This window comes from Pseudomonas sp. PA-7-1E (assembly GCF_021605325.1).
GTDB lineage: Bacteria > Pseudomonadota > Gammaproteobacteria > Pseudomonadales > Pseudomonadaceae > Aquipseudomonas > Aquipseudomonas fluorescens_BV.
The window spans coordinates 85,177-98,718 of the sequence record NZ_WKFA01000019.1 but is presented as its reverse complement, the minus strand read 5'-3'; the positions used below and the strand labels follow the sequence as shown (position 1 = coordinate 98,718).

The following is a 13,542-nucleotide window of genomic DNA, read 5'->3' as shown; positions in this document are numbered from 1 at the left end:
TTCCGTGGTCTCGTGGGCTCGGAGATGTGTATAAAGAGACAGCTCGAACACCGAGGGATACGCCGGCCGCTGCACATACCGCCCGGCCCCTCGCTGCGCGCGCAGGTCACCATCGGCCCATACCAGCTTGCCCTGGCTGATGGTGTGGCTGGGCACGCCGCGCACGGTCTTGCCTTCGAAGATGTTGAAGTCCACCTGCTGATGGTGGGTCTTGGCGGAAATGGTCCGCGTGCCCTCGGGGTCCCATAGCACCAGGTCGGCATCGGCGCCTACGCGTATCGCGCCTTTGCGTGGGTAGAGGTTGAAGATCTTCGCGGTGTTGGTGGAGGTCAGCGCGACAAATTCCTGCATCGACAAACGCCCGGTATTGACGCCTTCGTGCCACAGCAGCGCCATGCGGTCTTCAATGCCGGCGGTACCGTTGGGGATCTTGCTGAAGTCGTCACGCCCGGCGGCTTTTTGCTCGGCGCAGAAACAGCAGTGGTCGGTGGCGGTGGTGTGCAGGTTGCCCGCTTGCAGGCCGTGCCACAGCGCCTCTTGGTGCCCGCGTGGGCGGAATGGCGGGCTCATCACATAGCCGGCGGCGGTCTGCCAGTCGGGGTGCTGGTACACGCTGTCATCGAGCAACAGGTGGCCGGCGAGCACCTCACCGTACACCGCCTGGCCCTTGCCACGGGCATAAGTGATTTCATCCAGGGCTTCCTTTGTCGACACATGCACCAGGTACAGCGGCGTGCCGATGGTCTCGGCAATCCGGATGGCACGGCTGGCCGCTTCGCCTTCCACCTGGGACGGACGCGACAGCGGATGGGCTTCCGGCCCGGTGATACCCTGGGCCATCAGCTTGCGTTGCAGGTGGTACACCAGCTCGCCATTTTCGGCATGCACCGTGGGCACCGCGCCGAGTTCCAGGCAGCGTTCGAAACTGGCGACCAAGGTGTCATCGGCAGCCATGATCGCGTTCTTGTAGGCCATGAAATGCTTGAAGCTGTTGATGCCGTGATGGCTGACCAGCTCGGCCATTTCCTCGCGTACCTGCTCGCTCCACCAAGTGATCGCTACATGAAACCCGTAGTCGGCGGCAGACTTTTCGGCCCAGCCGCGCCACTGGTGGAAAGCTTCCATCAGCGATTGCTGTGGGTTGGGAATCACGAAGTCGATGATCGACGTGGTACCACCGGCCAAGCCTGCCGCCGTGCCACTGAAAAAGTCTTCACTGGCCACGGTGCCCATGAAGGGCAGTTGCATATGGGTATGGGGGTCAATGCCGCCTGGCATCAGGTATTGGCCGCTGCCATCGAGTATTTCGCAGCCTGTGGGAATATCCAGATTCGTGCCAATGGCGCGAATTAGACCCTCTGCGCATAACACATCGGCGCGGTAACTTTCATCATGGGTAATAACGGTGGCGCCACGGATCAACAGCGACATGTCGAGTTCCTCACAGGCTTGACCGGCTTGTGCCAGTTCTAAGTGTTGTAATGCTGCGTACCGAGGGTCGGTTAATTCCTGTCATCGGTGACAGGAATAGAAACTAGCCCGAGTTTTTCGAATGAGCAAGAAGATTTTTATCAAGCTTTTAATGTTTTTATCTAATTGATTTATAAGGTAAAAATACTATTTTCACCAAAATGAAGCACGCCAACCCTGTTTTGACGCACTTGACAGGTTCTTGATCTGTTCAATATTTCTTATTGCAAATCAGGCGCTTGAGATATGCCGCTTGACGGCGTCGAGAAATAAAAATAATTGTGATGCACCAGTTTGAGACCTGCAGGTTCCGGCAACTTGCGTATTGTTTAGCCTGACGCGTGCGGCAAGTAGCACAGGCTCAATTGGAAAGCTGATAAACATCAGCAAGTTATACAAGCGGTGCGGGTTCAGAGGCGGTTGTCGGCACGGTTATTGAGTGCACGGGCAGTTGGCCGGAACCCTGGATGTCATGTTGTTGATGCGGTACTCCGGCCACCTGAACCTAGCGTGCAGGTGAGCAACAATAATTTTAAAAAAACCGTGGAGCGGCCATGCAACAGAACAGATCGCAAGTCATCGAGCGCAACGGCCTGTACGAACTCGACGCCGGCCCCGACGTCCTCGACAGCCCTCGCTACAACCACGATATGGCACCTACCAAAGTGCACGAGCGCACCTGGAACAAATGGCACATCACTGCGCTGTGGGTCGGCATGTCGATCTGCGTGCCCACCTACACGCTGGGTGGGGTGCTCACGGCGTATTTCGGGCTGTCGGTGGGGGAGGCGCTGATGGCGATCCTGCTGGCCAATATCGTGGTGTTGATCCCGCTGACCCTCAACGCGTTTCCCGGCACCAAGTACGGCATTCCGTTTCCGGTGCTGTTGCGTTCGTCCTTTGGCATCCTCGGTTCCAACGTACCGTGCCTGATCCGCGCGCTGGTGGCCTGCGGCTGGTTTGGTATCCAGACGATGTTTGGCGGTCTGGCGATCCACCTGTTCCTGGGCTCGATTTTCGACGGCTGGAAAGCCCTCGGCGGGACCGGTGAGGTGATCGGTTTCATGCTGTTCTGGTGCTTGAACCTGTGGGTGGTGCTGCGCGGCGCCGAGTCGATCAAGCGCCTGGAAACCTTGTCGGCGCCGCTGTTGGTCGCCGTAGGAGTTGGTCTGCTGGTATGGGCGATGCCGAACGTGTCCCTCAGCGAGCTGATGGCTATTCCACCCAAGCGCCCCGAAGGCGCCAGCCTCACCGGTTACTTCATGGCGGGGCTTACGGCGATGGTGGGCTTCTGGGCCACCTTGTCACTGAACATTCCCGACTTCAGCCGCTACGCCAACAGCCAGAAAGACCAGATTCTGGGGCAAATCTTCGGCTTGCCGCTGACCATGTTCCTGTTCGCCGCCCTCGGCGTGGTCATGACCGCCGCCTCGGTGAAACTGGTGGGGGTGAGCGTCTCCGATCCGGTGAGCCTGATTGGTCATATCCAGAGCCCGGTGTGGGTGGCCATCGCCATGGCGCTGATCATCGTCGCCACCTTGTCCACCAACACTGCGGCGAACATCGTCTCGCCCACCAACGACTTCCAGAACATCGCGCCCAAGCTGATCAACCGCACTACGGCGGTGATCCTCACCGGCCTGGTAGGGCTGGCGTTGATGGCCCATGAACTGCTGAAAAAACTCGGGCTGATTGTCTCGGACGTCAGCCTGGAAACCGTGTATTCCAATTGGCTGCTGGGCTATTCAAGCCTGCTGGGGCCGATTGCCGGGATCATGGTGGTGGACTATTTCATCACCCGCAGACAACAGTTGGACCTGGCCGGCCTGTACCGCGACGACGTGTACCCGGCCTGGAACTGGAGCGGCTTTGTCGCCTTTGGCGTACCGGTGGTGCTGACGCTGCTGTCGCTGGGCAGCGATGCGTTCAGCTGGTTCTACAGCTACGGCTGGTTCACCGGCTCGGCGTTGGGCGGGGTGTTGTATTACGGGCTCAATGCCAAGCGCGCTAGCACTCCACTCACCGCCAAATCCCCGTTGTAAACACGGTTCAGGTGGGAGCTGGCTTGCCTGCGATAGCGGACTATCAGTTAAAGCCGTGTCGCCTGACACACCGCTATCGCAGGCAAGCCAGCTCCCACAGTTGACCGCGTTAATTCATAAGAACCTGTAGCCTGAGGAGACCCCCATGAACGCTGCCCTCGACGTTCTGCAATCGACCCATCAGCACATCAACCGCGACCGTCTGTGGCAGTCGCTGATGGACCTGGCCAAACTCGGCGCCACCCCCAAAGGCGGAGTGTGTCGCCTGGCCCTTACCGACCTCGACCGCAAGGCTCGCGATCTCTTCGTGCAGTGGTGTGAAGCGGCGGGTTGCACCGTGACCATCGACGGCATCGGCAATATCTTTGCGCGCCGTCCCGGCCGCAATCCCGACCTGCCACCGGTGATGACCGGCAGCCATATCGACACCCAGCCCACCGGCGGCAAGTTCGACGGTTGCTTCGGCGTGCTGGCCGGTGTGGAAGTGCTGCGCACCCTTAACGACCTGAATGTGGAAACCGAGGCGCCGCTGGAAGTGGTGGTATGGACCAACGAAGAAGGCTCGCGTTTCCCGCCGTGCATGATGGGCTCAGGGGTGTTTGCCGAGAAGTTCAGCCTCGCCGATACCCTGGCCAAGGTCGATACGGACGGCGTCAGCGTGGGGGATGCGTTGAACGCGATTGGTTATGCCGGAACACGGTCGGTCAGCGGGCATAAGGTCGGCGCGTATTTCGAGGCCCATATCGAACAAGGGCCGATTCTGGAGGATGAACACAAAACTATCGGCGTGGTGCTCGGCGCCCTCGGGCAAAAGTGGTTTGACCTGAAGCTGCGCGGTGTTGAAGCCCATGCCGGCCCTACACCCATGCACTTGCGCAAGGATGCCCTGGTAGGCGCGGCAGCGGTGGTGGCCGCCGTGAACGCTGCGGCCTTGGCGCACCAGCCCCATGCATGCGGCACGGTGGGGTGCCTGCAAGCGTATCCGGGATCGCGCAACGTGATTCCCGGTGAGGTGCGCATGACCCTGGATTTTCGTCATCTGGAACCGGCACGGCTGGACTCGATGATTGCCCAGGTGCGTCAGGTGATCGATGACACCTGCGCCAAACATGGCTTGAGTTTCGATATGCAGCCCACGGCGGACTTCCCGCCGCTGTACTTCGACAAAGGCTGCGTGGAGGCGGTGCGCGATGCCGCCAATGGCTTGGGCTTGTCGAACATGGACATCGTCAGCGGGGCAGGGCACGACGCGATTTTCGTCGCTGAGCTGGGCCCGGCGGGGATGATCTTTGTACCGTGTGAAGGCGGCATCAGCCACAACGAAATCGAAAATGCCGCGCCGGATGACCTGGCGGCAGGTTGTGCGGTGTTGTTGCGCGCGATGGTGGCCGCTTCAGCGGCCATTGCCAGCGGCAAGTTAGCCGCCTGAATGATCGTTCCCACGCTCCGCGTGGGAACGCCGCTCAGGACGCTCTGCGTCCGCCCTTGAAATCGTGACGCGGAGCGTCACAGGGTGCATTCCCACGCAGAGCGTGGGAACGATCAGTGGGTATTAACCCGGCTGCCAGCCGCCGCCGAGTGCGGTCAAAAGTCCCACGCTCGCCTGCAACTGCCGGGTCTGCACCGCCTGCAACGTTCTCTGTGCCTGCAACGCGGCGGTTTGGGCGGTGACCACGTCCAGGTAACTCACCGCCCCGGCCTGATAGCTGTTCATCGCCAAGGCTTGGGTATGTTGCGCCGCCTCTGCGGCCGCTTGTTCGTCCTCGGCTTGCTGCTGCAAATCCCGCAGTTGCGCGAGGTTATCTTCCACCTCACGCACGGCTTTCAATACGTGGGTACGGTACTGTGCCGAGGCTTCCTCGAATTCGGCCTTGGCCTGGCGCTCGTTGGCGCTCAAGCGTCCGCCATCGAAGATCGGCAGGTTCATCAGCGGCCCCAGTGCCCAATACCGGTTGCCGGCGGACAGCAGGTTGCCAACGCCTTGGGTCTGCCCGCCCAGCACACCGGTCAAACTGAAATCCGGGAACCACGCCGCCTTGGCCACGCCGATCGTTGCGTTGGCCGCAAACACACGACGTTCAGCTGCGGCAATGTCTGGACGACGCTGCAGCAAGTGGCTGGGCAACTGCGCCGGAATGCTTGGCAACGCCATTAGCTGCGGGCTGGGCGGCAATGAAAAATCACTGGCCGTCACGCCCACCAATTCGCCGATGGCATGCTCGGCGAGGTTGCGCTGGCCACGCACTTCGTCCAGCTGCGCCTTGGCTTCGGCCAGTTGGTTCTGCGCGCGGGTCAGGTCCAATTCCGAGGCAATCTGGCCTTCATAACGGCTGCGGGTCAGTTGCAGCGCCTGGCTGAAGTCTTGCAACGAAGTGCTCAGGATTCGGCGCTGCGCATCCAGCCCATTGAGCTGCACATACAGGCTCGCCAACTGCTGTTGGAGGCTCAAGCGCACCACCGCCAAATCATCAAAGGACGCTTGTGCCTGGGCATCGCCCGCGGCGACCTGGTTGCGGATTCTGCCCCACAGGTCGAGGTCGTATCCCAGGGAGAACCCAGCGGTATTGCTGTTGTACACCGACGGCTGTGTAGTACCGCGTAACGGTCGTGAATCCGATTGACGCTGGCGCAGCGGTTGCACGCTGGCGGTGATTTGCGGGAAAAGGCCCGCGTGCAGTTGACTGGCATAGGCCTGGGACGCATCGAAGTGCGCCAGCGCCGCGGCAAGGTCCGGGTTGGCCTTGAGCAGTTGCTGTTGCAGCGCGTTCAGGCGCGAATCGTTGTAAAGCTGCCACCACTGGGGCGCCAGTTGATCCGACGGTTGCGCGCTGTGCCAGGGGCCATCGCTGGTTTGTTCGCGGTAGTGGGCGGGCAGGTCAATCGACGGCACCGTATAGGTGGGCGCCATCGAGCAACCCTGCAACGCCAGTACCATCAGTGCCGCCAGCGGCTTAAGCCTTGGGCGCATGCGCACCTCCCGAGGCGTCGGCCAGTTGCACCGGGTCGCCTTCGCGCAGGGCGTCGGGCGGGTTGTCGATGATGCGGTCAGCAGGCTTCAGGCCTTGGTCGATCACCAGGCGCTCGCCGAGGTCCAGGCCAATATGAATGTCTTGCAGGTGCACATGGTTGCGACCGTCCAGTACCGCAACCTGGGTGCCCTGGGCGCGGAAGATCAAGGCGCTGGCCGGGATGCTCACGCCATGGGTATCGGCCGGAATCGGCAGGGTGACTTCGGCGTAATCGCCTGGCAGCAGTTCGCCGTTGGGGTTGTCGGCAACGAACTGGGCGAGCAGGGTGCCAGAGCGGCGGTCGATGGCAGTGGAGTCACCGATCAGGTGTGCCTTGAAGTGCTCGCCGGGGTGCTCGGGGACGGTCAGTTCGGCCTCAAGGCCCGTATGAATGACCGCTGCATAGTTCTGCGGCACCGGCACGTACAAGCGCAATTGGTGGGTGTCGGCAATGTTGAACAGTTCCGGATCGCTGGCGTTATCGGCCTTGATCAACTGGCCGATGTCCGTGTTGCGGGCAGTGATGGTGCCAGCGAATGGCGCTCGAAGGGTCTTGTAGCTTTCCAGGGCGCACAGTCGTGCGTAGTCCGCTGCCGCGGCTTCGGTGTTGGCCTTGGCGGCTGCGGCGTTGGAGGTTTTCTCATCGGCGTCCTGGCGCGATACCGAATGGCTGGCCAGCAGGTTTTGCCAGCGGGTCGCCGTGGTGGCTGCCAGGCGTGCATTGGCTTGTTGCTGGATCAGGCGGGCATGGGCCTGGGCCAGTTGTTGGTCGAGGTCTGGGCTGTCGATTTCGGCGAGGATTTGCCCGGCCTTGACCTGGGCACCGATGTCGACTTTCCAGTCCTTCAAGTAGCCGCTGACCCGCGCATGGATCGCCGCTTTGCTCCATGCGTCCAGGTGGGCGGGCAGGCGCAGGGTGTCACCGCCGGCGTTTGGCTTGGGTTGGAACACCATTACCTGGGGGACGGCGGCGGCTTCGGTCCAGGCGGTGACCGACTGCTCGTGCAGCGTACGCGCGTGCAGGCCGCTGGCGACTAACAGGGCAGCCAACGTCAGGCCACCCACACCCAGGAGCATCAGACGCTTGCGCGAGGGTTTTTGATCAGGCGACATGGGGCGTTTCTCCAGCAGTTGCGCGAGTAGGATGACGACCGTGGACCAGGCTGAAGACCACGGGAACAAACAACAAAGTGGCGATGGTGGCGAAGACCAGGCCACCGATGACCGCCCGGCCGAGCGGGGCGTTCTGCTCCTCGGAAATCGCCAGGGGCAACATGCCAATGATCATTGCCAGGGCGGTCATGCACACCGGGCGAAAGCGCGTATAGCCGGCTTCTAGCGCGGCTTTCAACGCATCGCCGTGTTCGGCCAGGCGCTCACGGCAGAAGCTCACCACCAGGATCGAGTTGGCGGTGGCCACGCCCATGCACAAGATGGCGCCGGTGAGTGCTGGCACCGACAACGAGGTGCCACTGAGAAACAGCATCCACACGATGCCCGCCAATGCTGCCGGCAACGCCGTGATGATCACAAAAGGGTCGGCCCATGATTGGAAGTTGACCACGATCAGCAAGTAGATCAGCACCACCGCGCCGAGCAGTCCGAAGCTCAAACCACTGAACGCCTCATGCAGCGCATCGATCTGCCCGTGCAGGCTGATGGTCGCGCCTTTGGGGCGCAGGGACGCAGTGTCATCCAGCACCTTTTGCACATCACGGGCCACACCGCCGAGGTCGCGGCCTTGCACGTTGGCGTACAGGTCCAGGGTAGGCTCGATGTTGTAGTGGGTCACCACGGCCGGGCTCTGTACCCGGGAGATGGTTGCCACGCCGCCGAGAATTTGCGCCTGCCCATCGGCACCGGTCACTGGCAGCGCTTCCAGGGACGGCAGGCTGTCGAGGCGGTATTGCGGGGTGGCGGCGACGATGGAGTAAGACACGCCGTTGGCCGGGTTGAGCCAGAAGGTCGGCGCGGTTTGCGAGCTGCCGGCGAGGGAGGCGACCATGCTGTTGGTGACGTCACGCTCGGTGATGCCCAGGCCATTGGCGCGCATACGGTCCACGTTTACTTGCAGCGAGGGGTAGCCGGTGGACTGCTGGATCCGCAGGTCGGCAATCCCCGGTACATGTTGCAAGCGCCGTTCAAGCTCGACGGCATAGGCGCGGTTTTCCGCGTCATTGCGCCCGGAGATTTTGACGTCCAGAGGGGCGGGAGCGCCGAAGTTGAGGATCTGGCTGCTGATGTCCGCCGGCAGGAACGCAAAGTGGCTGCCGGGGAAACTTTGCGGCAGGGCTTCGCGCAGTTTTTTCACATAGTCGGCGGTGGGCGCGTGGTGCGTTTTTAAGCTGACTTGAATATCGCCATCTTGCGGGCCGATGGTGCCGCTGCTGCTGTAGGCCATGTCGATGCCGCTGAGCGGAATGCCGATATTGTCGACGATGGTGTCCAGTTCTTCGGCCGGGATGACCTCGCGGATCCGCTCTTCGATGCGGTCGAACGCCGCGGCGCTTTCTTCGATGCGCGTGCCCAGTGGCAAGCGCACATGCAGGGCCAAGGCACCCGCATCGGTGGCCGGGAAAAAGTCCTGGCCCAGGCTCGGCAACAGCAGGAACGACGCGAGTACGCAGGCCAGGAACCCGACAATAAAGCGCTTGCGTGCGCCCAGCGCCAGCGTCAGCAGGCCATGGTAGGTGTCGCGGATATTGGAAAAGTGTCGTTCGAATCCCTGTTGAAAATTCAGCACCGATTGCAGCAACGCATTGCGCGGCCTCACGTGCTGTTCACCCTCGTGGTGATTGATGAATGCATCTTCCGGATGATGCCCCGCGCCTGCCTCCGGCCTATGTGGTTTGAGCAAATACATCGCCAGCGTCGGCACCAGGGTACGCGAGAGAATGAACGAACTGGCCATGGCAAAGATCACCGCCAGCGCCATTGGCCGGAACAGGTAACCGGCGATGCCTTGCAGCAAAAACATCGGCACGAACACGATGCAGATGCACAACAGCGAGACGAAAGCCGGGCCGACGATTTGCGCGGCGCCGTCGAGAATCGCGGCCTTCACCGCCTTGCCTTGCTCCAGGTGCCAGTTGATGTTCTCGATGGTCACCGTGGCGTCGTCCACCAGGATGCCCACCGCCAACGCCAGCCCGCCCAATGTCATCACGTTGAGGGTTTGCCCACTGACGGCCAACAGCGCGATGGCCGACAGCACTGCCAGAGGAATCGACGCGGCGATGATCAAGGTCGAGCGCCAACTGCCGAGAAACAGCAGGATCATCGCACTGGTGAGCAGTGCGGCAATGATGCCTTCCTGGGCCACGCTGCCCACCGACTGCTTGACGAACACCGAGGCATCGCCCAGCAGCGAGGTTTTCAGCGACGGTGGCAAGGTTTCGTTGATGCGCGGCAGCATCTGCCGGATACCGTCGATGATCGAAAGCGTGGAGATGCTGCCGTTTTTCAGCGCCGGCATCAGCACGGCGCGATGGCCGTCGACCCGCACGATATTGGTTTGCGGTGGTGAACCGTCGCGCACATGGGCCACTTGGCCGATGGTGATCAGCGCACCGTCGACGGTCTTGATCGGCAAGTCGTTGAGCTCATCAATCGCCTTGGGGCTGTTGTTGAGCAGGATCGTGTATTCGTTGGGGCCGAGCTTGGCGGTGCCCACCGGGATGATCTGGTTCTGCAGCGCCAGGGCGTTGCCCACGTCTTGGGCCGACAAGCCTTTGGCGGCCAGGGCTTGAGGGTCGAGGTCGAGGGTGATCTGCCGTTGCTTGCCACCCATTGGGGTGGGCATGGCCAGGCCGGGCAGGGCGCTCAAGGGCAGGCGGATATTGTTCTGCACCAGGTCGCGAATTTTGGCTTCCGAAAGGCTGGGGCTGGAGAACGCCATTTGCAGGATCGGCACCGTGGAAGCGCTGTAGTTGAGGATCAGCGGCGGGGTGATGCCCGGTGGCATTTGCTTGAGCACGGTTTGTGACACCGCCGTGACCTGGGCATTGGCGGTACGGATATCGACGCCAGGCTGGAAGAAGATCTTGACGATGCCCATGCCGGGCAACGATTGCGACTCGATATGTTCGATGTCGTTGACGGTGGTGCTCAGGGAGCGTTCGTAGGTGTAGATCACCCGGCCGGCCATGGCGTCCGGAGACAGGCCGTTGTACTGCCACACCACGGCGACCACGGGAATGCCGATATCGGGAAAAACATCCGTGGGCGTACGCAGGGCCGCCATCGGCCCGATGATGCAGATGAATATAGCCAGCACGATGAAGGTGTACGGCTTGTGCAGTGCGGTCTTTACCAGCCCGAGCATGCGTGAGTCTCCGAGAAGAGCAGGATTGCAAACCCCGGCAGTCTTGACCGACCCACCTAACACGCACCTTTCAGCCAGGTGAAGGAAGTTTTAGTCAAGGGCTGAAGATACTTTCATAGGGATTCATTTGTTCCAGGAAGGGCGGCTCATCAAGCTTGTCAGCCATCGGATACGAGCTTTTCATTCATGCCCTTTGGAGCCCTGTCATGTCACTCAAACCACTGTTGTTAGTTCCCGTCCTTGGCTTTGTCTGTTTACTGTCGGCCTGCGCCGGCCCGATCCCCAAGGCGGACCCCAGCGAAGCCTGGATCGGCTTGCAGGAAGAAGCGCCGAATGACCTGATGGCCGAGCGTGTCGATGGCAAGCGGGTGGACGATGGGCGCTATTTTGAGGTGACCCCGGGTGACCATCGCCTGGACGTGACTTTATTTGAAGACGAGCCGGGTGATGACAACCAGCAGGACTGCCAGGGCCGCATCGAGTACAAGCATTTCAAGGCAGGTGAGCACTACACCCTGGTGGAGTCGAGCCTGGGCACCACGGTGCGCGCGTCTCTTGAGGACGGCCACGGCAAGGAAATTGCCGCGACCCAGGACTTCAATTGCATGCCTGGCTAGGCGTGATGCGCCGTCGCCTTGTGCGGTTCTGCAGGTGCAGCAGGTTTGACGTGGGGGTGATGATGCCGGCGCGTCACGCGCATGACTCCCCACAGCATGGCGGCGGCGACGGCCAGCCAACCACAGATCAACAGGAAAATCGTTGTCGCAAGGCTCATTCGGGCCTCCTTTCGCCCACTTGGGGCACACACAGTCTTCTCAATGGACAGTCTAGTCAGCTGGCGGTTGCCTGCTATTGACCAATGGTCGAGTCGGTCCAACTTCTTTGCTCTATCAGCGCCGCTTTACTGAGCCAGTGGGCTATACCGGCGGGGCGGGGCGCCCTATGATCGGAGGCCTTTACCGGCAGTTGATCAAGAGAGTGAAAAAATTGCGCTTACGGTCGAACCTTAAAACCTCCTTGCTGCTCGCCGCTGCCCTTGGGCTGGCGGCCTGTGCCAGCAGCACACCATCGAAACTGCCAGGCTTGCCGGAGCGCGTTGAACTCACTGGCGTGCCGACCTTTCGCAGCGAGGCTTATCAGAGCGGTCCTACGGCACTTGCCAGCATGCTGTCGCAACAAGGCATTGTCATGACACCGGGTTTGCTTGATAAACCGCTGCACCTGCCCGGCGCCGAGGCGGACCTTGAGCGCAACATGCAAGTGTTGGCACGTGAATACGGGCTGATGGTGTATCCACTGGAGGCCAAGCTGACCGCCGTGCTGGCGCAGGTGGCGGCGGGTTACCCGGTGATGGCGCGGATCAACGCCAGTTATTGGTCCGGGGCGCGCTATGTCGTGGTGGTGGGGTTCAACCAACAGAAGAGTACGGTGCTGTTGCGCTCTGGCAACGAGCGCCGGCTGATCATGAGCTTCAGCGACTTCGAGTCGGCGTGGGCGAGCGCGGGCCATTGGGCCATTCTGACCCAGCGCCCGAGCCAGTTGCCGGCCAATGTGGACGTGCAGCGCTGGCGCGATGCGGCCAACGCCACGGCGCAGGCGGGGCAGGAGCAAGCGGCGGCCCAAGCGCTCAAGGTGTTGGCAGAGAAGAAGTGAAGCTCAAATAGTGTGGGAGCGGGCAAGCCCGCTCCCACACTAAAACCGTTGCTTATCGACGCACTTCCGCAGCGGTCGCTCGGTTCTTGAGGTTTTTATCGGCCTTGTAACGCAGCGCCACATCCGGCACTGCGCCGCCTTTGCCGGTCTCGACCCAGCTACGAATACGGCTGGCATCGGCAAAATGGGTGAACTTGCCAAAGGCATCCAGAATCACCAGCGACACCGGGCGATTGCCCATGCTCGTCACCAACACCAGGCAATGGCCGGCCTGGTTGGTGAAACCGGTCTTGGTCAGCTTGATATCCCAGTTGGCGCGGTTGATCAGGTGATCGGTGTTGGAGAAGCCCAAGGTGTAATTAGGCTTGCGGAACGACACGGTCTTTTCCTTGGTGGTGCTCAACTGGCTCAGCATCGGAAACTTGCGCGCATAGGCCAGCAGCTTGCTCAGGTCGCGGGCGGTCGACACGTTATGGATCGACAGGCCGGTGGGCTCCACGTAGTGGGTGCTGGTCATGCCCAGGGACTTGGCCTTGGCGTTCATCGCGGCAATGAAGGCCGCGTAACCGCCTGGATAGTGGTGGGCGAGGCTGGCGGCGGCGCGGTTTTCCGAAGACATCAGCGCGATCAGCAGCATTTCCTTGCGTGGCATCTGGCTGCCGATCTTCACCCGGGAGAACACGCCTTTCATCTCGGGCGTGTCGGTGATGTTGATGTCGATGTATTCGTCCATGTTCTGCTTGGCTTCGAGGACGATCAGGCCAGTCATCAGCTTGCTCACCGAGGCGATAGGTACCACCACGTCAGGGTTGCTGGAATAAATGACTTTATTGGTCTGCAAGTCGACCAGCATGGCGCTGCCGGAGGCGATCTGCAGCTTGGAGGCGTCACGCGGGGCCAGGGTGGATTCGGCGGCGTGGGCGAAGGTGCCTGTTAACGCAAAAAACAGGCTGACAATAGAAAGACGAATTTTCACGCGGATGAACTCGCTAAAAAGTAAGGAAATGCCGTTGTAGAACGGGTCTTAAGACAAATGACGTTACAT

General features: G+C 61.1%; 10 protein-coding genes. 4 read left to right on the top strand and 6 right to left on the bottom strand.

Annotation, left to right across the window (positions count from 1 at the left end; genetic code table 11):
* Positions 1-1,431, bottom strand: a 1,431-nt coding sequence (gene hydA / locus GIW79_RS14970) for a dihydropyrimidinase (protein WP_236477383.1), incomplete at its 3' end; no start/stop codon positions are given.
* A gap of 593 nt (positions 1,432-2,024) precedes the next feature.
* On the opposite strand from hydA, the gene GIW79_RS14965 reads away from it, so the two are divergent.
* Positions 2,025-3,512, top strand: a complete 1,488-nt coding sequence (locus GIW79_RS14965) for an NCS1 family nucleobase:cation symporter-1 (RefSeq protein ID WP_034127956.1) — start codon at positions 2,025-2,027, stop codon at positions 3,510-3,512.
* 145 nt (positions 3,513-3,657) lie between these two features.
* A complete protein-coding gene (locus GIW79_RS14960) occupies positions 3,658-4,941 on the top strand; it encodes a Zn-dependent hydrolase (RefSeq protein ID WP_236455075.1) in 1,284 nt (427 codons plus the stop codon).
* 123 nt (positions 4,942-5,064) lie between these two features.
* Here GIW79_RS14960 and GIW79_RS14955 read toward each other — a convergent pair whose 3' ends face one another.
* Genes GIW79_RS14955 through GIW79_RS14945 form a run of 3 tightly spaced genes read right to left on the bottom strand, consistent with a single transcriptional unit; the run spans position 5,065 to position 10,844 of the window.
* The gene (locus GIW79_RS14955; RefSeq protein ID WP_205548649.1) at positions 5,065-6,480 is read right to left on the bottom strand and encodes an efflux transporter outer membrane subunit; all 1,416 of its coding nucleotides are present in this window, start codon (positions 6,478-6,480) and stop codon (positions 5,065-5,067) included.
* Positions 6,464-7,633, bottom strand: a complete 1,170-nt coding sequence (locus GIW79_RS14950; RefSeq protein WP_181125308.1) for an efflux RND transporter periplasmic adaptor subunit — start codon at positions 7,631-7,633, stop codon at positions 6,464-6,466. The genes GIW79_RS14955 and GIW79_RS14950 overlap by 17 nt, the downstream gene beginning before the upstream one ends.
* Positions 7,623-10,844: an efflux RND transporter permease subunit gene (locus GIW79_RS14945; protein WP_089042219.1), complete on the bottom strand. Its 3,222-nt coding sequence runs from the start codon at positions 10,842-10,844 to the stop codon at positions 7,623-7,625. Before GIW79_RS14945 ends, GIW79_RS14950 begins: the two co-directional genes overlap by 11 nt.
* 206 nt (positions 10,845-11,050) lie before the next feature.
* Between GIW79_RS14945 and GIW79_RS14940 the strand changes: the two genes are divergently transcribed.
* Positions 11,051-11,461 carry a PA0061/PA0062 family lipoprotein gene (locus GIW79_RS14940; protein WP_034127951.1) on the top strand — a complete coding sequence of 137 codons (411 nt, stop codon included), beginning with the start codon at positions 11,051-11,053 and terminating at the stop codon, positions 11,459-11,461.
* Here GIW79_RS14940 and GIW79_RS14935 read toward each other — a convergent pair.
* The gene (locus tag GIW79_RS14935) at positions 11,458-11,619 is read right to left on the bottom strand and encodes a hypothetical protein (protein WP_164919344.1); all 162 of its coding nucleotides are present in this window, start codon (positions 11,617-11,619) and stop codon (positions 11,458-11,460) included. The genes GIW79_RS14940 and GIW79_RS14935 overlap by 4 nt on opposite strands.
* 212 nt (positions 11,620-11,831) lie before the next feature.
* On the opposite strand from GIW79_RS14935, the gene GIW79_RS14930 reads away from it, so the two are divergent.
* Positions 11,832-12,497, top strand: coding sequence for a peptidase C39 family protein (locus GIW79_RS14930; protein WP_127880778.1), 666 nt, complete (start codon positions 11,832-11,834; stop codon positions 12,495-12,497).
* Between the two features lie 52 nt (positions 12,498-12,549).
* On the opposite strand, the gene pbpG is transcribed toward GIW79_RS14930, so the two are convergent.
* Positions 12,550-13,473: a D-alanyl-D-alanine endopeptidase gene (pbpG, locus tag GIW79_RS14925; protein WP_236455073.1), complete on the bottom strand. Its 924-nt coding sequence runs from the start codon at positions 13,471-13,473 to the stop codon at positions 12,550-12,552.
* Positions 13,474-13,542 lie beyond the last annotated feature (69 nt).

Excerpts from the sequence above, each read along its gene's own strand:
- GIW79_RS14965 (WP_034127956.1), top strand. The coding sequence starts at position 2,025 with ATGCAACAGAACAGATCGCAAGTCATCGAGCGCAACGGCCTGTACGAA.
- GIW79_RS14960 (WP_236455075.1), top strand. The coding sequence starts at position 3,658 with ATGAACGCTGCCCTCGACGTTCTGCAATCGACCCATCAGCACATCAAC.
- GIW79_RS14955 (WP_205548649.1), bottom strand. The coding sequence starts at position 6,480 with ATGCGCCCAAGGCTTAAGCCGCTGGCGGCACTGATGGTACTGGCGTTG.
- GIW79_RS14950 (WP_181125308.1), bottom strand. The coding sequence starts at position 7,633 with ATGTCGCCTGATCAAAAACCCTCGCGCAAGCGTCTGATGCTCCTGGGT.
- GIW79_RS14945 (WP_089042219.1), bottom strand. The coding sequence starts at position 10,844 with ATGCTCGGGCTGGTAAAGACCGCACTGCACAAGCCGTACACCTTCATC.
- GIW79_RS14940 (WP_034127951.1), top strand. The coding sequence starts at position 11,051 with ATGTCACTCAAACCACTGTTGTTAGTTCCCGTCCTTGGCTTTGTCTGT.
- GIW79_RS14935 (WP_164919344.1), bottom strand. The coding sequence starts at position 11,619 with ATGAGCCTTGCGACAACGATTTTCCTGTTGATCTGTGGTTGGCTGGCC.